General features: G+C 63.8%; 14 protein-coding genes. 5 read left to right on the top strand and 9 right to left on the bottom strand.

What is annotated here, in order from left to right; all coding sequences use genetic code 11:
* Positions 1-123: 123 nt before the first annotated feature.
* Positions 124-936, bottom strand: coding sequence for an ATP-binding cassette domain-containing protein (locus tag ACK4R0_RS16630; protein ID WP_409676651.1), 813 nt, complete (start codon positions 934-936; stop codon positions 124-126).
* A 203-nt stretch (positions 937-1,139) separates the two neighbouring features.
* On the opposite strand from ACK4R0_RS16630, the gene ACK4R0_RS16635 reads away from it, so the two are divergent.
* Complete coding sequence (locus ACK4R0_RS16635) at positions 1,140-1,946, top strand: SDR family oxidoreductase (protein WP_409676654.1); 807 nt, start codon at positions 1,140-1,142, stop codon at positions 1,944-1,946.
* Positions 1,947-2,155: 209 nt separating this feature from the next.
* Here ACK4R0_RS16635 and ACK4R0_RS16640 read toward each other — a convergent pair whose 3' ends face one another.
* The 3 genes from ACK4R0_RS16640 to ACK4R0_RS16650 all read right to left on the bottom strand — a co-directional run bounded on the left by ACK4R0_RS16640 (position 2,156) and on the right by ACK4R0_RS16650 (position 5,846).
* Positions 2,156-4,207, bottom strand: a complete 2,052-nt coding sequence (locus ACK4R0_RS16640; protein WP_409676657.1) for a GMC family oxidoreductase N-terminal domain-containing protein — start codon at positions 4,205-4,207, stop codon at positions 2,156-2,158.
* A 77-nt stretch (positions 4,208-4,284) separates the two neighbouring features.
* Positions 4,285-5,013, bottom strand: a complete 729-nt coding sequence (locus ACK4R0_RS16645) for a metallophosphoesterase family protein (protein ID WP_409676660.1) — start codon at positions 5,011-5,013, stop codon at positions 4,285-4,287.
* Complete coding sequence (locus ACK4R0_RS16650) at positions 5,010-5,846, bottom strand: diacylglycerol/lipid kinase family protein (protein ID WP_409676663.1); 837 nt, start codon at positions 5,844-5,846, stop codon at positions 5,010-5,012. Before ACK4R0_RS16650 ends, ACK4R0_RS16645 begins: the two co-directional genes overlap by 4 nt.
* 142 nt (positions 5,847-5,988) lie before the next feature.
* Between ACK4R0_RS16650 and lepA the strand changes: the two genes are divergently transcribed.
* On the top strand, positions 5,989-7,794 hold the full coding sequence (gene lepA, locus ACK4R0_RS16655; protein ID WP_409676666.1) for a translation elongation factor 4: 1,806 nt from the start codon (positions 5,989-5,991) through the stop codon (positions 7,792-7,794).
* Here the strand turns inward: lepA and ACK4R0_RS16660 are convergent, their stop codons facing one another.
* Positions 7,795-11,064, bottom strand: coding sequence for a type ISP restriction/modification enzyme (locus ACK4R0_RS16660; RefSeq protein ID WP_409676669.1), 3,270 nt, complete (start codon positions 11,062-11,064; stop codon positions 7,795-7,797).
* Positions 11,065-11,157: 93 nt separating this feature from the next.
* Here ACK4R0_RS16660 and ACK4R0_RS16665 point away from each other — a divergent pair, with 93 nt between their 5' ends.
* Positions 11,158-11,439, top strand: a complete 282-nt coding sequence (locus ACK4R0_RS16665) for a hypothetical protein (protein WP_409676672.1) — start codon at positions 11,158-11,160, stop codon at positions 11,437-11,439.
* Here ACK4R0_RS16665 and ACK4R0_RS16670 read toward each other — a convergent pair.
* The gene (locus ACK4R0_RS16670) at positions 11,436-12,800 is read right to left on the bottom strand and encodes an ammonium transporter (RefSeq protein ID WP_409676675.1); all 1,365 of its coding nucleotides are present in this window, start codon (positions 12,798-12,800) and stop codon (positions 11,436-11,438) included. The two genes, ACK4R0_RS16665 and ACK4R0_RS16670, sit on opposite strands and share 4 nt — an antisense overlap.
* 131 nt (positions 12,801-12,931) lie before the next feature.
* Positions 12,932-13,960 (bottom strand): 2-hydroxyacid dehydrogenase, encoded by a 1,029-nt coding sequence (locus ACK4R0_RS16675; RefSeq protein ID WP_409676678.1) that lies wholly within the window; start codon positions 13,958-13,960, stop codon positions 12,932-12,934.
* A gap of 133 nt (positions 13,961-14,093) precedes the next feature.
* Between ACK4R0_RS16675 and ACK4R0_RS16680 the strand changes: the two genes are divergently transcribed.
* Positions 14,094-14,582 carry an SH3 domain-containing protein gene (locus ACK4R0_RS16680; RefSeq protein ID WP_409676680.1) on the top strand — a complete coding sequence of 163 codons (489 nt, stop codon included), beginning with the start codon at positions 14,094-14,096 and terminating at the stop codon, positions 14,580-14,582.
* 92 nt (positions 14,583-14,674) lie between these two features.
* Here ACK4R0_RS16680 and ACK4R0_RS16685 read toward each other — a convergent pair whose 3' ends face one another.
* Both ACK4R0_RS16685 and ACK4R0_RS16690 read right to left on the bottom strand, forming a co-directional pair.
* On the bottom strand, positions 14,675-15,214 hold the full coding sequence (locus tag ACK4R0_RS16685) for an RcnB family protein (protein ID WP_409676683.1): 540 nt from the start codon (positions 15,212-15,214) through the stop codon (positions 14,675-14,677).
* A gap of 239 nt (positions 15,215-15,453) precedes the next feature.
* A complete protein-coding gene (locus ACK4R0_RS16690) occupies positions 15,454-16,848 on the bottom strand; it encodes a M20/M25/M40 family metallo-hydrolase (RefSeq protein ID WP_409676685.1) in 1,395 nt (464 codons plus the stop codon).
* Positions 16,849-16,960: 112 nt separating this feature from the next.
* Between ACK4R0_RS16690 and ettA the strand changes: the two genes are divergently transcribed.
* On the top strand, positions 16,961-18,640 hold the full coding sequence (gene ettA, locus ACK4R0_RS16695; RefSeq protein ID WP_409676688.1) for an energy-dependent translational throttle protein EttA: 1,680 nt from the start codon (positions 16,961-16,963) through the stop codon (positions 18,638-18,640).
* The last annotated feature ends 329 nt before the right edge of the window (positions 18,641-18,969 follow it).

An 18,969-nucleotide genomic window follows, 5' to 3' on the forward strand; every position in this document is an offset into this window, starting at 1 on the left:
CTCGACTTCGCTCGGGACAGGCGGGAGGGGGTAAGTCAATCGCCTTATGCAATGGTCTGGGCGCCCACCTTTCCGAGTTCCCGAGCGAAGTCGAGGGACCTCGCACCCAACCGGGCACCAAACTCATGCCCCGATCCCCGCAGCGCGCATCGCGGTGATCCGCTCCGCCTGCAGCCTCGGCACCGCGACCAATGCTTCGGCATCCGGCCCGCAGTCACCGGCAATCAACTGCGACGGCGTGGCGTCCGCAACGATTCGGCCGTCTGCCATCACCCAGATGCGGTCGGCGAACAGCAAGGCCTCGGCCATGTCGTGGGTGACCATGATCGTCGTCAGCCCCAGCCGCTCGTGCAGCGCGCGATACTGTTCGCCCAATGCTTCGCGGGTCACCGGATCGAGCGCGCCAAACGGCTCGTCCATCAGCATCAGGCCAGGCTCGCCCGCCAACGCGCGCGCGACGCCGACGCGCTGGCGCTGGCCACCCGAAAGCTGTTCGGGCAGGCGGGGGGCGAAATCGCGCGGCAGATCGACCAGATCGAGCAGCGCGGCGATCCGGTCTGCCTCCAGCGGATCGCCGGTTGCGATGCGCGACCCGATCCCGATGTTTTGCGTGACGGTCATATGCGGGAACAGGCCGACGTTCTGGAAGACATAGCCGATCGAGCGCCGCAGCCGATGCGGCTCCTGGTCGGCGACATCCGCACCGTCGATTCGCACGCTGCCGCAATCGGGTTCGATCAGCCGGTTGACTGCCTTGAGCAGCGTCGATTTGCCCGACCCCGACGATCCGACGATCGCGACAAACGTGCCCGGAGAAATATTCGCGGTCACAGCCCCGATGGCAACCACCTTGCCGTAACGCTTGCCGATGCCCTCGAACGCTACGGCAGGGCCGCGTGCTGTGTCTGGCCGGGGGGAGGGCGGGGGAAATGCCATGCGGAACTGCTTATAGTCGGCGCTTTGCCGCGCTGGCTAGCCACTTGCGCGAGTGTGGGGGGCGGCTTAGCGTTAATCTCATAAACCCCTTCCGCCTGTCCCGAGCGAAGTCGAGGGACGTGCGCGCCACGGTTGCGCAACGTCCCTCGACTTCGCTCGGGAACTCGGGAAACGGGACACCAGGATCAGGGGAGGCTCAATCAATGACCGACACGAAATATATCTTCATCACCGGCGGCGCATCGGGGATCGGGCGCGAGGTAGCGCGGTTTTTTGCTGGGAAGGGCTGGTTCGTCGGGCTCGCCGACGTCAACGTCAGGGGCATGGAGGAAACCGCCGCGATGTTGCCTGCGGGCATGTCGTCGATCCACACCCTCGACGTGCGCAGCCGCGAGCAATGGACCGCCGCGCTCGAGGCATTTGCCGAAAAGACCGGCGGCAGAATGCATGTGTTGTTCAACAATGCCGGGGTCGGCATCGGCGGGCCGCTGGAACTGCACAGCGAAGCCGATATCGAGAAGCTGATCGACATCAACTTCAAGGGCGTCGTCTATGGCGCGCATATCGGCCACAAATACCTTAAGGCAACGCCGGGATCGTGCCTGCTCAACACCTCGTCGGCATCGGGTATCTATGGCTCGGCGGGGCTGTCGGTCTATTCGGCGACCAAATTTGCGGTGCGCGGGCTTTCCGAGGCGCTCGATATCGAATGGGGCCCGGACAATATCCGCGTGCGCGCGTTGCTGCCCAGTTTCATCGATACCCCGCTGCTCAGTGGAGCGACCGCGAATTCCAACGAATCGATCGGTGCCAGCGTGACCGCAGCCGGGCTCGAGATCGCACCGGTGGCGATTGTCGCCGAAGCGGCCTGGCTCGCGGTGCACGATGCCCGAAACGTGCACAGCTATGTCGGCCCCACCGCCAAGCGGCTGGCCTTTGCGGCGAAATGGATGCCCGGATCGATCCGTAAGCGCGGCGGAATCATGACACGCAAGGCGCGGGGGGAGTAGCTCTCGAGACCAACCTCTAGCGTGCCCCCTCCCCCTTGATGGGGGAGGCAGCGGAGACTTGGCAGCTTGCTGCCTATGTCGCAGCGGTGGGGGTGAGGGTGCGGCTGGATGCTCGGATGCCCTGTCGGAGCCTTAGTGATATCCGGAGAGATCACCCCCACCCAACCCTCCCCCATCAAGCGGGAGGGCTTTTGAGCCTGCATCGTTCGTCAGCCGAAAACCCGCCGCCCGTAGGTCACCCGATCGGACATCGCCATCGTCGTCAGCTGCGCGTTGACGCGGATGCAGCTGGGCATCACGCTGGCGTCGGTGACCAGTACGTTGGTGGTGCCGTGCACCCTCTGGTCGAGATCGACCACGCCCTTGGTCGGGTCGGCGTTGATCGCGTTGCCGCCATGCGGATGGCTCGACGACAGCACGACATCGTCGGGCTCCTCGATATGATCCCAGTAGAAGGCATCGATCTCGGCATCGCTCATCCCCGCGTGCAGCGTTTCGCCATGGAGTAGCGCAGGATAGACTTCGAGCGCGCCGCCGGCAAAATGCACCTTGGTTAGCGTCGATAGTGCACGGCGCAGCACCGCCAGGTCGGTTTGCTTGAGTTCGAAGCCAAGCTTGCCTTTCCTGATCTCGCCCAGCCGATCTGCGGGGAACAAGGCGCCTGCCGACGCGAGCCGATTATAGTTCAGCATCCGCCGGAAATGCTCGTCGAACCAGCCCGGCACCAACGAGGCCATGCTCATCGGTGGCTGGAAATGGCTCTCGATCAGGAAATCGCCGCGATCGATGAAGGTCGCCATCTGGTCCTCGTCCCAGGCATTGACCGGATCGGGCATCAGCGCAGGCACCGGGCAGGCAATGTTGAGCGATATGCCCTTGCCGGTCCCTTCGATGCCGCTCGCCGACAGGATATTGCTCGAGGCGATCGTGCCCGCCGCAACGACGACGCCCTTGGTCACCCGGATCGTCTTGGCGCGGCCATCGGGCAGCACCACCTGTACCGAGTTTGCCACCCGCCGCCCATCGGTCGCACGGGCGCCCCAGCCGATATGCGCCACCTCGGCTCGCGCAAGGATGCGCGCCTTGCGTGGCGCAGACAGCGTCGCATGGCGCAGGAAGCTCTCGGGCATTGCACGCTTGCGGCCATAGGGGCAGCCGGTGTTGCAATAGCCGCACGAAACGCAGGCATTGGCCTCGGTCTTCTGGCCCCAGTTCTTGCGGAACCAGCCGGCGATCGCGCGCTGGTCGAGCGGTTCGTTCGATCCGGCGCGATAGGCCTCCCAGCCGCTGAGCAGCCGCGTGCCGTTGTTGCGCCCCAGCCGCCGGTCGATCTCGTGCACCCCGAGCCGGGTTTCGATTCGGCAATAGCTGTCCTCGAGCACTTGCGGGTCGATGCCCGCGCCCAGCGCGCGCCAGGTGGCGAGCACGTCGTTGGCATCGGGATGGGTTTCGCCCTCGCGCTCGAGGCGCAGGCAGATGCCGTTGTTGACCACGGTCGATCCGCCCACGGTGCGCCCCTGGAAGACGATGATGTCGCGGTCGCGCGTGGTCTGGATCGCGCCGTCCTTGAACAGGCTGGACGACATATGCGCCTCGTTGGGGGTCATCCGGCTGCTGGGCATATAGGGGCCGGCCTCGACCACCAGCACCTCATAGCCCTGATCGGCAAGGTTGGATGCCGCCACCGCGCCGCCCGCGCCCGAGCCGATCACCACCACCTCGACGCTGTCAGGAATCGCATCTTCACCCACGAATACGGTGCGCGGCAGGTCGAAGCCGATATGCTCCTCGATGTTCGGATCGTCGGGCGTCCCGGCGCGCTCGCGATGGCGGGGCAGGGTGAATCCCATCGCGTTGAACACCGGATTGGCGCGGTTGGCGTCTTCAGCCGCGGCATCGCTGGCGTTCTCGTCATCCTGGTCGATCCAGTGACCGTAATAGCCTGCATAGACGATGCCCCGAATCCGCGCCATGTCCTGGAAAATATCGATGCGGCTAAGCTTCAGCCGGCGCCGCACGCGCCAGATGCGGAACGACCGTGGCGCAAAATGCCAGACCGGCCCGCCCAGCACGACCCAGGTGGCGATCACTGACAGCGCGGTATTGCGGGGGGTATCCCCCTCGATATTGGCGAACAGCCGTTGCAGATTGTCGACCACCTGCTGCGGGCTGATCGCCATCTGTGCGGGCTCGACGAACAATGTTTCGGCCAGCCTGCGCCAGATCGCAGCCTCGAATGGATTGAATGGCTTTCGGTACATGCTGCGAATCCCCCCGGTTTCGGAAGATACGCTAGCATGCGCGATGATGATTGTAAGTTTCGGTCGATTAAAACGCGTTAATTCATCGCGCAGACCGACGCGGTGAGGACGCCGCTCTCAACCGTCAGCCGGTTGAACGAAGGCGGCGTGACGCGCACTCGCTCCGACAGGGTACCTGCGCCGATCAGCCGGATGGAGCGACCGCCAGCAGGCACCAGCAGATCGAACGGATCGTGGACATGGCCCGAGAGCACCGCATCGGCGCCGGCACCCGCCAAAGATTCCAGCGCGGTGCGTCCGCCCGTCGTGCGGCCACTCGAGCGGGTTTCCGCCTCGATCAACGGGTGATGCGCCAGCACGATCTTGACCAGATCCGGCGCGCTGGTCGCAAGCGAGGCGAGCGCCTCCTGCAGCGCGCGCTGGTTGACCTTGCCCTTCGACCAATTGAGCCGCCATTGCACCCGCGCCGTTGTCGGCAACGAGACCAGCTGGACGCCATCGATCGTTACACCGTCATGAAAGCGGTCCTGCAGCCGCATCACCCGGTGATAGGGCCGCCAGAGGCGACGGACCGGGTTGAAATAGGGCAGATCATGGTTGCCTGGCTCGATCAGCACCGGCACGCCGAGATCGCCCAGCCACCGCCCGGCAGCAGCAAATTCGGTCGAGCGTGCACGCATGGTGAGGTCGCCGGTGATGACGACCGCATCGGGTTGATCCTCACGCACGCGCCCCGAAAACCAGTCCAACGCGGCGGTGTCTTCGGCACCGAAGTGCAGATCGCTGGCGTGGAACAATAATGTCATGGGATGTCAGGCGAGCGCGTTTCAATGAAATTGTGCGCGGCGCGGCCCAGCTTGAGCGTATCTCCCGGCGCGCATTCGGCAGGCTCGCCGTCGATCAGCAACCCGATCGTATCGGCATCGCTGACCAGCACTGCGCAATCGGCCTCGCCCAGATCGACCCGCGGCCCCTCGCGAAAATCGCCGCTCAGCCAGGCGCCGGCATGGGCGACAACCTCGCTCACGCTCGATGCGGTAAATCCGCACAAGGCGATGGCATGCTCGCGCGGCGAAGCGAAAATGGCGGGATAGGTCTCGGCCTGGCCCGCAATGCCGACCTTGGGACCCGACAGACTTTCCGAAATCGCCTCGGGAATGGCTTCGAACATCAGGCTGCCGACCTCGGCGTGACGCGCTTTCTCGCGCACCTTTGCCCAGCTCGTGGTCGGCCCCGCGATGATCCCGACAAACGCGGTATTGTCGCCGACCTCGACGGTGTTCAGCTTGCGCGTGCGGCGATCATTGCACGCGCGGGTGATGATCTCTTGACACGAACTCTCACCATGTAGCGCCCGCGCCAGCAGGTTCATCGTGCCGCCGGGAAGGATCAGCACCGCGCCATCCCAGCCGCTCGCCTTTTTCAGCGCGCTGTTGATCGTGCCGTCGCCGGTATAGATCGCCAGCGTCCGCACGCCCTCGGCGTCGAGCCTTTCGGGCGTTGGCAGGGGCTCATCGGGGCAGCGGATGATGCAGTCGACAGGTTCGCCCGCATCGGCAAACCAGGTTACGATATCGGCGATAACGTCGGCATCATAGCTGCCGCTCGTCTCGTTCACGATGAGCCAGGTGTGTGTCATGCGCGCACTACGCACCAAGAGCGCGAAAGGTGCCGCAGAAAATGCAAGGCCGCTCGCTCCCCGGATGCGAATGCTCCGCCCGCTCGTCGGCCTTGTGTATTCCCTGCTGACAGTGGCCTGCACCCCTGCTAATCGCGCGAGCATGACCGAACTCAAGCACATCCGCAATTTTTCCATCATCGCGCATATCGACCATGGCAAATCGACCCTCGCCGACCGGCTGATCCAGCAGACGGGCGGGCTGACCGCGCGCGAAATGTCGGCGCAGGTGCTCGACAATATGGATATCGAGAAAGAGCGCGGGATCACCATCAAGGCGCAGACCGTGCGGCTCAATTACACCGCCAACGACGGCCAGCTGTACGAGCTGAACCTGATGGACACCCCGGGGCATGTCGACTTCGCGTACGAGGTCTCGCGCTCGCTCGCCGCGTGCGAGGGCGCGCTGCTGGTCGTCGATGCCGCGCAGGGCGTGGAAGCCCAGACGCTGGCCAACGTCTATCAGTCGATCGAGCACGACCATGAGATCGTTCCGGTGATCAACAAGATCGATCTGCCCGCCGCCGAGCCCGAAAAAGTGCGCAAGGAGATCGAGGACATCATCGGCATCGATGCGTCCGAAGCGGTACTCGCCAGCGCGAAATCGGGCATCGGCATCACCGACATTCTCGAGCAGATCGTGCTCAAGATTCCGGCCCCTAAGGGCGACCGCGATGCGCCGCTCGAGGCGATGCTGGTCGATAGCTGGTACGATCCATATCTGGGCGTGGTCATTCTGGTGCGCGTCGTCAATGGCGTGATCAAGAAGGGCCAGAACATCAAGTTCATGGCTGGCGGCACCGAGCATCTGGTCGACCGCGTCGGCTGCATGCGCCCCAAGATCGAGACCTTGCCCGAGCTGGCGGCGGGCGAGATCGGCTTCATTACCGCGCAGATCAAGGACATCAGCCAGACCCGCGTCGGCGACACCATCACTACGGTCAAGAACCCCGCCGCCAAGCCGCTGCCGGGCTTCAAGGAAGTCCAGCCGGTGGTGTTCTGCGGGCTGTTCCCGGTCGATGCGAACGACTTCGACAAATTGCGCGACAGCATCAGCAAGCTGCGATTGAACGATGCGTCGTTCAGCTTCGAGATGGAATCCAGCGCCGCATTGGGCTTCGGCTTCCGCTGCGGGTTCCTCGGGCTGCTGCACCTCGAGATCATCCAGGAACGGCTGACCCGCGAGTACGACCTCGACCTGATCACTACCGCGCCTTCGGTGGTCTACAAGATCCAGCTGACCTATGGCGGCGGCGAGATCGAGCTGCACAACCCGGCCGACATGCCCGATCCGACCAAGATCGACGAGATCCAGGAGCCGTGGATCGAGGCGGTGATCTATTGCCCCGACGAGTATCTCGGCAGCATCCTCAAATTGTGCCAGGACCGGCGCGGGATCCAGAAGAACCTGACCTATGTCGGCGGTCGCGCGCAGGTGACCTACGAGCTGCCGCTCAACGAGGTGGTGTTCGATTTCTACGATCGCTTGAAGTCGATCAGCCGCGGCTATGCGAGCTTCGATTATCACCAGATCGGCTATCGCGAGGGCGACCTCGTCAAGATGTCGATCATGGTCAACGCAGAGCCGGTCGATGCGCTGAGCATGATCGTCCACCGCGGCACCGCCGAATCGCGCGGTCGGGGCATGTGCGAGCGGCTGAAAGACCTGATCCCGCGCCACCTGTTCAAGATCCCGATCCAGGCGGCGATCGGCGGCAAGGTGATCGCGCGCGAAACCATCGCCGCGATGCGCAAGGACGTCACCGCCAAATGCTATGGCGGCGACATCAGCCGCAAGAAGAAGCTGCTCGACAAGCAGAAGGAAGGCAAGAAGCGGATGCGCGAGTACGGCAGCGTCAGCATCCCGCAGGAAGCGTTTATTGCGGCGCTGCGGATGGGCGAGGAGTAACTACGCCACGAACTTGCTCGCCGCGAGCAACGGGCCATCGCAAACCCGTTCGAGCGCCTTCGCCTGTTGTGGTTCTAGTTCGACAAGCAGCGACAGCACGTTCAGCACGTTGATCAGTTCGCTGGTGTATTCGGGCAACCAGTGATCGGGCTGGATATCGCCTAGCGGTGAGGGTTTGCGCTTGTCTCCGATCAGCGGGCGCTCGCGATCCTTCTTGCGGTATGAAAACCACTGGCGAAGGACATTCTTGCCCGAGACTTCATAGTCCCACACGGCCTTTGGCACATTGTCGATGAAGCCGGTGCCGATCTTCAGGCGTTTGTTGTCCGCCTCATACTCGATGGCGTCGGGAAAATCCTCTGGCCTGGACGAGATCGCGCCTTCTCTGGGAATGGTCGGGCCGCCGGGTGTTACGCGCGGCGGCCCGGCAGGCTTGCCGGAATTGAAGCGTTCGCCAAAGCTGTGCAGCCAGATGACCTCGCGGCCCAGCAACGCCACCTCGGCAAACAGCCTGGCATCCGCCGTCATCGGCACGCGCAGGCCGGGTCGGACAAGGTCACCCGCGAAGCGCGCTGTATAGGCGGGATGTGCGAGCAGCCCTGCGACATAAGCAAACACATCGGTAGGATCAGGCGCAAAGCCAAAGGATTTGGCGAGCACTTTCAGAACGGCAGGCGCGATATTGGCTTCGGTGGCCGCAGCGTCCTTCCACAACGGAAAGACGCGCCCGCCAAACGACCCTCGGTAATGATGCAGGTCTGGCATCAGGCCGGTCGCGGAAAGAGATGGGCCGCTGCTGGGGCTGTGTGCCATCAGTGCGGTCAGATAGACCTGCTTATCGCCATGGCTTTGCCAAAGTCCGGGGTTGGGTCTGTTGATCACGCGATTGTCAGGGATAATCCACTGACGATCGAACGACCGAAAGCCGTATCGCGCTGGCTTTGGCAATGCCATGGCCGCCGCGCCATCCTTAGCAGTTTTCGGATCACTACTGGCCCGATTTGATATGCCAAATTCAACCGACGCAATTGCATCATGATGTCCTGCCAAACCCTTTGAGCTGGGCTTTGAAATCGCCTTGTCGCCACCCTCATGCGGGTGAAACAGATGCGCGCGCTTGGCCTGATCGCGTTCGTTCACAAGATTATGCCAGCGGTCTTTCAGCGATTGCTCATCCGGCGCGATGATCCAAGTCCGGCCCGGCATCACGCCGGACCCGCCATCGCCGATGACCGCATCGAGCGCGATAAAATCGCCCCAGCCGCCGGACAGCGCCGGAAGGAATGGTTCAGTCCATCCCTTGGCTCCCTGGGTCCAGCCTTTGCCGCCAAGCTCTATAGTAGCAAGTTCGGCAAACTTTTCGGCCTGCCGTCCCTTGGCCAGTGCGCGATAGCGGATTTGTGCGGGCGTTTGCGGGTCGTTGTCGCCCGATCGGCAGGCAAGCACGATGCAGACAGGGTGCTGCACGCCTTCGAATATCCGCGTGGCGACCTCGCCCTGATGGCCTTCCGGCCAGCAATCGATGATCCAGATTTCGCTGCAGTCCCGGCGCAGATCGGCGCGCATTTTCATGAAGCCGTCGCCGTTCAGAAAGCCTGTTGCGGTGATGTAGCACACCATGCCGCTGAGCTTTTCGGCCAACGGGGGCTGGCTGTCGCGTCCGCCTGCGCCCTGCTCAAACACCTTCCACGCCGCCCAGCGCCAGAAATAGATATAGAGGTTGCGCAGGTGCTTGGCGTGCGCGCCCACTTTCCATGCCTTGGGCGGCTGCCAGTCGTTGAGCGGTGCTGCCTTGTTGCCGCTGCCGTTCTCGATCCAGCTTCCCTTGCCCATGGCGGCATTCTTGTAGGGCGGGTTACCGATGACCACGGTGATCGGCTGGCTGCGTTTGATGTCGTTGGCCGCGGCGCGTGAGTGCGAGATGGCACCATAAAGCCCGGCTGCCCGCTCCACCGTTTCATAGGGATCACCCAGCGTATCGGTGACGAACATCTGCGGGGTGGTGCTGGCCCCCATGTCGAGCATCTCGGCCAGCAACCGCAACTGCGCAACCGCGAACGCCCCGAATTGCAGCTCGAAGCCGACAAGGCGCTTCGCCACGTCGTCCATCATCGCTGGCACCGCGCCGGGGCCGCCGTGGTTGGCCTCGATCGTATGCACGATCTGGCGCAACAGCCCCAGCAGGAAGGTGCCAGAGCCAGCAGCCGGATCGATGATATGCACGTCCTTGCCTGCCAGCCCGTCGGCAAGGCCGAACCGATCGGATTTCAGCGCCTCGTCGCACAGCCGCACCATCGCCTGCACCACCTGTGGCGGTGTGTAGTAACTGCCGGTCTGCTTGCGCAGCCGGTTGTCGTAGACAGCGAGGAAGTTCTCGTAAAAATAGAGCCACGCTTCGGGATGACCCTTGGATATCCTGTCCCAGGAAACCACGTCGAGCACCCGGACCAACGTGTCCAGCGCCGGGCCGAGGTTGAGATCCTGTTCGGTCAGCAGCCGAAGCGCGGTGCCGATCAGGGTGTTCGCCTTGCCCAGCTCGCGCGCGACATCATCGAGCCCGTCAGCCAGCGAGATGTCCTTTGATTTGGCCATCAGCAGGCCGAAGGTCACGGCCTGCGCATAGCCATCGGCGAACCTGGCATCATCCGCATCGGGAAACAGCAGCGTCTGCCAGTCCTTCTTTAAATCCGTAAGCCTGGGATTGTCGATGGCGAGCTGCTCTATGACCTCGTCGCGCAGAAAGCGGCACAGCCGCGCGGACACCTTGGCCAGCTCGGTTGGCCCTTTCGGTGCGATCGGCGTCCAGCCAGTGAGAAAGTCGCTGATGATCCGATGGAAACTGTCCGGGGCTGCCAATGCCTTGCCCGAGCTTGTGACATCCCCTTCTAGGTAAACGATCCGGTCTACCAGCTCGCCGTCGCGCCACAGCGAAAAGGCGTTACCATCGGTATACAGCAGGTTGGGCAGGGCCTTGAGCTTGTCCCATTGTTCCTTGTCGTGGCCCGCGCGCCATCTGCGCGGGTCCGCACCCTTGCCAGGCGCCTTCACTTCGATGAAGCCAATCAGGGCCTTGTGCACTTCAACGGCGTAATCGGGCCGGGTTCGCATTTCGGCCAAAGACGTCTCGCCGTGCAGCACCACCGATCCCGCGGGGAGGCTGCATTCGGCCGCCATGGCTTGAAACAGCTGCTCAAGCGGGCTGCGCAGCTGGTCTTCGGGCTGGCCGTTGCCGGCAAGCTTTGCCGTCGCCGCCGCACCAAACTCACCCACAGCTTTTTTGATCCGCTCTGCTTGCGTCATACGCCCCCTAGGTTAAAACGCGTTCTGCATCAGCGCGCGTTCACAAGCAATTGGTAAAGTCTCATGTCAGTAAGAGAGCCGGATTTCTTCAGTATCGGTTTGGAAGATACGACCAAGTCCCAGTCCTATGAACCCGATCCCCAGCAAGTGCGCGAGGAACTGAACGCTGTATTGGCTGAAGCAATTGCAGCAAGGCGAGAGTGTCCTTGGGATGCGAGCACTTTCAAACTGTATAAGATTGTCTTCCCGCAGATGGCAAACTGGTTGCCGGACAACGAGCGTGACCAACTACGCTTCGCGTTCGCGCAGGAAATCGCGCGCATCGAGCAGTTGATGGCCGCCTAGGGCCGCGCGGTGTGATCAGGCCGTGGAGCTGGAGTGGCCGTGATGGCGCCTGGTTCCGGCAGCGCTGACGCTGGCCCGGCGGCGCCCACCTCACCGATCTCCTCCACCTTCGATATCCGCATCGGAATCGCCATGGCGATGCCGTAGCCGATGATCAGCGTGCCCAGGATCGACCACATCGCCACCGCGCCCAGGCCGATGAGTTGTGCGAGCAGCTGTCCGCCGAAACCGCCGCCATCGGGATAGCCGATGCCGCCGAAGCTTGCGCCGGTGAACACCGCGACAAGCAATCCGCCGACCAGCCCGCCGACACCGTGCAGTGCGAAGACGTGGTTGCTGTCGTCGATCGCCAGCGTGTTGGTCACGAAGCGCAGCGTGAAATAGCACGCCGGTGCCGCGAGCAAACCGATGAGGATGGCAGCGCCGGGCGAGACAAGGCCCGCTGCGGGGGCGATTGCCGCGATCCCGGCGGTGAGGCCCGACACCAGTCCCAGCGCGGTCACGTGGCCGGTGCGCAGCTTTTCGATCAGCAGCCAGGCAAGGCCGCTGACGCAGGCTGCGACATGCGCGTTGATGATCGCGCTGCTCGCGTCGTCGGTTGCGGCCAGCGTCCAGCCGCCTGCGAGCGCGAAATTGCCGACGAACAGCATCGCAGCGCCTGCCAGCAGCAGTTGCGGATTGTGCGGGGCGATGGCCGCCCCCGTCCAGCCGGTGCGCCGTCCGACGATCATCGCTGCGACCAGCGCGGAAATGCCGGCGCAGAAGTGCAGCGCGATGCCGCCTGCAAAATCGAGCACGCCAAAGCCGAACAGCCAGCCGCCGCCCCACACCCAGTGCGCGACCGGGGCATAGACGATCAGGCTCCACAGCCCGCCAAACGCCAGCGCCCAGCCGAAACGCGCGCGGCCCGCCCATGCGCCTGCGACCAGAATCGCCGCCAACATCGCGCCTGCAACCTGGAAGACCACGAACGCGCTTTCGGGGATCGCGGTGCCGAACCGGACATTGCCCAGCTCGATCAGCATCCACGCGTTGCCGCCGCCGATCACCCCGCCGCTCGGGTCTCCGAACGCCAATGTGTAGCCGACGACAATCCACAGCAGCGACACCAGCGAAGCAATCGCCGCGCCCTGCAGGAATACGGTTTGCGAGGCGCGCGCGGTGCCTCGTGCGGCCTGCATCAGCAGGATGCCGGGCAGGGCAAGCAGCATCACCAGAGCGGCTGCGATCAGGACGAAGGCGGTGTCGCCCGCATTGGCGGGATCGATCGCCGCAAGGTCGATGCCGCCGGGCGCCGCCCATGCGGGGGCAGCCGCTGTTGCCACGAAGAGAGGGGCTATGCGCGCCAGCCGTGCCATCATGCCTTGGATTTCCCGATTCCCGTCGCTGCCGTGCAAACCGGCTTCATTCTCGCCGAGGTGTGCAACAGTTTGGCAAACAATCGATTAACGCTGATCGGTAACCAGCTGGTCGGAACGTTTGCAGCGCGCGGTTACATCCAGCCTTCGAGCACCTGATCGGGCGGGCGGTGGCCATCGAACCAGAAGCGGATGTTGGCGATGACCTTTTCGCCTGCGACCTTGCGGCCCTCGAAGGTCGCGCTGCCGACATGCGGCAGCAGCACGACATTTTTGAGCGCGAGCAGGCGCGGGTCGACCTGTGGTTCATGGGTGTAGACGTCGAGCCCGGCGCCCGCGATTGCGCCCGATTCGAGCGCATCGATCAGCGCGGCCTCGTCGACGATCTCGCCGCGCGCGGTGTTGATCAGATAGGCGCTCGATTTCATCAGGCCGATACGCCGCGCATCGATCAGCCCGCGGGTCTCGATGCTGCGCGGGCAATGCAGGGTGATGATGTCCGATCCCGCCACCAGCGCGTCGAGATCGGGCTCGAAACTCGCGCCCAGCATCTGTTCGAGGCTTTCGGGCAGGCGGCGGCGGTTGTGATAGCGCACGTCCATGCCGAACCCGCGCGCGCGGTGCGCCACGGCCTGGCCGATGCGTCCCATGCCGACGATGCCCAATTGCTTGCCGCCGATGCGATGGCCCAGCATTCCCGAAGGGCTCCAGCCCTCCCACTCGCCTGCACGGACGAGCTTTTCGCCCTCGGCAAGGCGGCGCGGCACCGAGAGGATCAGCGCCATCGTCATGTCGGCGGTGTCGTCGGTGAACACGCCGGGGGTGTTGGTGATGATGATGCCGCGCGCGCGGGCGGCCTTCAGGTCGATATGATCGACCCCGGCGCCGAAATTCGCGAGCAGCTTCAGCCGGTCGCCCGCGCTTGCGATCAGCTCGGCATCGAGTGCGTCGGTGACGGTCGGGACCAGCGCGTCGCAATCGGCCATCGCGGTGGCGAGTTCTTCGCGGCTGAACGGGTGATCGTCCTCATTCAGGACAACATCGAACAGCTCGCCCATCCGCGCTTCGACCGAAGGCGCGAGCTTGCGGGTAACGATAACGCGAGGGCGTGCGCCGGGTTCGTGCTTCTGGGCGGAGTGCTCGGAGGGGAGGTTGGCGACCATGGATTTGCTATGCCGCAACGCTGCCAAAGGTCAAGCTGCAGCACTTGCTTGCGGGGCGTTTTTTCCGGTAAGCGATTCAGCACGCGCCACGCTGATCGATCGCGGTATCGGCAGATGGGCTGGGGACACGAATATGCAGGGATCATTGTTCAAACGATTGCTGCTGGGCGGCTTGCTGGCGGCGGCACCGGCCGTCTTCGCGCCGGCGGCGGTCGCCCAGGCGGAGGTCGAGACGCCCTATTGGGCCTCGATCCAGCGCGACAAGGCATTCGCGCGCGCCGGTCCGATGGCGAGCTATCAGATCGAATGGGTGTTCCAGCGCAAGAACCTGCCGGTCAAGGTCGTCAAGCGTTACGGCGTGTGGCGCCAGATCGAGGATCCCGATGGCTGGACCGGCTGGATGCACGCCAACATGCTCAGCCGCAAACGCACCGCGATCGTCAAGGGTGGGGTCAGCGCCATCCGGTCGGCGCCACAGGACAGCGCCAGGCTGTTGTGGCGGGCAGAGCCGGGTGTCGTGGGCATGCTGGGGGATTGCGATGCGGGCTGGTGCGAGTTCGCTATCGACCGACGCTCGGGCTGGGTTCGGCAGGACGAGATCTGGGGCGGCGGGGCGCCCTGATGGACCTGGCTGCCAGAGCTGGCTGACAGAACTAGGCCCGCCCACCGCTCGGGCAAGCGATGGGCGGGCGGTCATCCTACTGGCGAAAGGACTTACCAGTAGAAATTGGGAATGACGCGCATGACCGTTCCAGAGCGGGTGTTGACGAGCAGCATGTCGTTATAGTGGCGTACCCACGCCTGCCGCGCGCCCGGGGTGGGCAGGCGATAGTTGCGATAGTTGTTCACGACATAGCGCTGGCCGTAGAAGTTCTGTCCGATGCGCGCGCCGGGGCGGAACTGCTGATAGCGGAAGTTCGCGTTGAAGGCAGGGCCACGGAACGCCTGGCGGTTGGCGCCGCGATACTGCTGATAGTCGCGCAGATCCTGGCGGTATTCGCGGCGGGCTTCCTGCACGTCGCGGCGCTGGTCGCGCACATCGCGGCGCTCGTCGCGGACATCACGCCGATCACCGGTGCGGCGCGCATCCTGCAGCTGCTGGCGCTGAACCTGCAGCTGGCGCTGTTCGCGGGTGAGCTGACGTTCAGAGCGGTTAACCTCGCCGCGCGACTGTGCGAAGGCGGGGACGGCAGCGACAGGCAGCGTCGTCGCCAGCATCAATGTGCCGATCAAGGCCTTGGAAAAAATCTTCATGGTCGTAACTCCTGTCTTGGCCGGAGTGGGGGAACCGCTCTGGACATGTTCAGGTTTACGCCCCGTTATGTGAACGGGTTGCGAATGCGCCGCTCATTTTCAAGAAATATTGTCGCAAGGTGTATCGGGGGGAAATCTGAAATCCATTTGTCGTCACCCCCGCGCACGCGGGGGTCCCGCTTTGGCGCTTGAGTTGCGCATAGCGGGATTCCCGCTTTCGCGGGAATGACGAGAACAGATTACTCCGCCACCTTCGCCTTCGGCAGCAAATCCGTCGGATCGTTCGCGACGATCCCCAGCACCGTCGCCCAGGCGGCGACATTCTGGCGCAGCAGCTGCGGATCGATCTTGTCGAGCGTGTCGTCGGGGGTGTGGTGCAGATCGAAATAGTCGGTGCCATCCTGCTGCAGATCGATCGCGTTGACGCCCAGCGCGACGATCGGGCCATGGTCGGGGCCACCGCTGGCGACGCCCCGGCCGCGCCCGATTCCCATCGGGGCGAGTGCGTTGACGATCCTGGTCTGCATGTCCGCTGCACTGTCGGGCAGGCGGAAATCGACCTGCCAGATCCGACCCGCGCCGAAATCCGACTCCATCGCCAGCGCATGGCCTGCTGCGCCATGTTTCTCAGCGTAAGCCTTGCCGCCGAAGATCCCGACTTCTTCGGCGCCCCACCACACCACGCGGATTGTGCGCTTCGGTTGGCCTGCGTCCATCACCAGCTTGGCGGCGGCCGCGCTGATCGCGACGCCCGCGCCATCGTCGATCGCGCCGGTGCCCAGATCCCAGCTGTCGAGATGGCCGCCGATCAGGATCATGCCGGCATCAGGGTCGCTGCCGGGGACCTCGGCGATGACGTTGCCCGATTGCGTAGTGCCGATCTGGCGCGGGGTCAGCACCAGCTTCATCTTCACCGGCTTGCCGTCACGGGCGGCGCGGCGGATCATGCGTTCGAGATTTTCGGCGTCGGGGATCGACAACGCGGCGGCAGGGATCGGGCTGACGCCATTTGCGAAATTGGTGCCGCCGGTGTGCGGGTTGCGGTGATAGTCGGTGCCGACCGAGCGGATCACGATCGCCGCTGCGCCCTTTTGCGCCGCGATGTTCGGGCCACGGCGGCGAACGTCGCCAAACTGGCCATAGCTCGCCCCGGTCTGGGTGCGCGTCATCTTGTGGCTGACGAAGGCGATCTTGCCCTTGAGACTGCCGTCGGGAGCAGCGTCAAGATCGGCCATCGTGGCGAAATAGACGATCTCCGCCTCGAGCCCGCGCGGCCCGGTGCTCGCCGAGTTGCCCAGCGCGCTGATGTGCATGGCGCCGGTATAGGGTGCCGTGACCTCGGCGGTTTCGATCCCGCGGACCCAGGTCTGCATCGCGAACGGTTCGACCCGCACATTGGCAAAGCCCATCGCCTTGAGCCGAGCAACCGCCCAATCGCGCGCCGCAGCCTCGCGGTCGGTGCCTGCCAGCCTCGGGCCGATCTCGGTGGTCAGGTCCTCGACGATGCCGTACGCGGTATCATCACCCAGCGCCTTCTGCTGGAGCGCGGCGGGATCGTGGGCCATGCCGTTCTGGGCGAGCAGCGGGAAGGGCAGGGCGAGTGCGGCGACGGCCAGCATAATGCGTGTTCTCATGGCGCAAACGCTTAACCGGCTGATCGGGCTTTGCCAATGCCATCTTGCCCGCTGCCCGCGCCATCGCTAGGGAGCGGGGCAACTCCCTTATCTCGTACAAGGCGCTTTTCGCATGGCCGCACAATATTCCTATGTCATGAAGGGTCTGACCAAGACCTTCCCCGGTGCCAACAAGCCGGTGCTCAATGGCATCCACCTGCAATTCTATCCCGACGCCAAGATCGGTATCGTCGGCCCCAACGGGTCGGGCAAGTCGACGCTGATGAAGGTGATGGCGGGGCTCGACAAGGACTATGTCGGCGAAGCCTGGGCGGGCGAAGGCGTGACCGTCGGTTATCTTGCGCAGGAGCCCGAACTCGACCCGACCAAGACGGTCAAGCAGAACGTGATGGACGGAGTGCGCCCCGTCGCCGATCTGGTCGAACGCTTCGACGAGATCAGCAACCTGATGGCCGACCCGCCCGAAGACGCGGACTTCGACGCGCTGATGGAAGAGATGGGCACGCTGCAGGAAAAGATCGATGCGGTCGATGGCTGGACGCTCGACAACCAGCTCGAGATCGCGATGGAAGCGCTGCGCTGCCCGCCTGGCGATGCTGACGTCACCAACCTGTCGGGTGGTGAAAAGCGCCGCGTGGCGCTGTGCCGCCTGCTGCTCGAAAAGCCGGGCATCCTGCTGCTCGACGAGCCCACCAACCACCTCGATGCCGAAAGCGTCTCGTGGCTGGAAAAGCATCTCGTCGATTATCCGGGCAACGTCATTCTCGTCACCCATGACCGCTATTTCCTCGACAACGTGGTCAACTGGATCCTCGAGCTCGATCGCGGAAAATACTTCGTCTACGAAGGCAATTACTCGACCTATCTCGACAAGAAAGCCAAGCGGCTCGAGCAGGAATCGCGTGAGGACGAGGGCCGCCAGAAGGCGATCCAGGACGAGCTGGCGTGGATTCGGCAGACTCCCAAGGCGCGGCAGACCAAGTCCAAGGCACGTATCCGTGCGTTCGACGAACTGGTCGAGGCGCAGGAAAACCGCAGCCCCGGCAAGGCGCAGATCGTCATCCAGACGCCTGCGCGCCTCGGCGGCAAGGTGATCGAAGCACACGGGCTGACCAAGGCCTATGGCGACAAACTGCTGTTCGAGAACCTGTCGTTCATGCTGCCGCCGGGCGGCATCGTGGGTGTGATCGGTGCCAACGGCGCGGGTAAATCCACCTTGTTCAAACTGATCACCGGCAAGGAAGAGCCCGACAGCGGGACGATCGCGATCGGCGATACGGTCAAGCTCGGCTATGTCGACCAGAGCCGCGACGACCTCGACCCCAACCGCAACGTCTGGGAAGAAATTTCCGACGGGCTCGATTTCTTCAAGCTCGGCAAGCACGATGTGCCGACCCGCGCCTATGTCGGTGCGTTCAACTTCAAGGGTCAGGACCAGCAGAAGAAGGTCGGCCAGCTCTCGGGCGGTGAACGCAACCGCGTCCACATGGCCAAGATGCTCAAAGAGGGCGGCAACGTGCTGCTGCTCGATGAACCGACCAACGATCTCGACGTCGAAACGCTGCGCGCGCTCGAAGAGGCGCTCGAAAGCTTCGCAGGGTGCGCGGTGGTCATCAGCCATGACCGCTTCTTCCTCGACCGGTTGTGCACGCACATCCTGGCGTTCGAGGGCAACAGCCATGTCGAATGGTTCGAGGGCAATTTCGAAAGCTACGAAGAAGACAAGCGCCGCCGCCTCGGCGACGAAGCCGACCGTCCGACGCGGATGAGCTATAAAAAGCTGACGCGCTAAAGCCTCTCCTTCCCGCAACCTGCACCTCTCCCTTGATGGGAGAGGCAGCGAGACTTGGCAGTCCTGAGCTTGTCGAAGGACTGCCTAGTCGCAGCGGTGAGGGTGATGGTGCGTCTGGGTGACGACTGTGCAGTGATTCAACCGCAGCACAATCCGGAGAGATCACCCCCACCCAACCCTCCCCCATCAAGGGGGAGGGCTTTAGGGTTCGCTATCTAATTTGGTCCCCTGCGCAGGCAGGGGCCCATCTCCTGCAGGTTGCGCTGGATGCGAGGGCAGGAGATGGATCCCTGCCTTCGCAGGGAAGCAGCTTGGTTGCAGGCAAGAGC

This window comes from Blastomonas sp., from assembly GCF_046294995.1.
GTDB lineage: Bacteria > Pseudomonadota > Alphaproteobacteria > Sphingomonadales > Sphingomonadaceae > Blastomonas.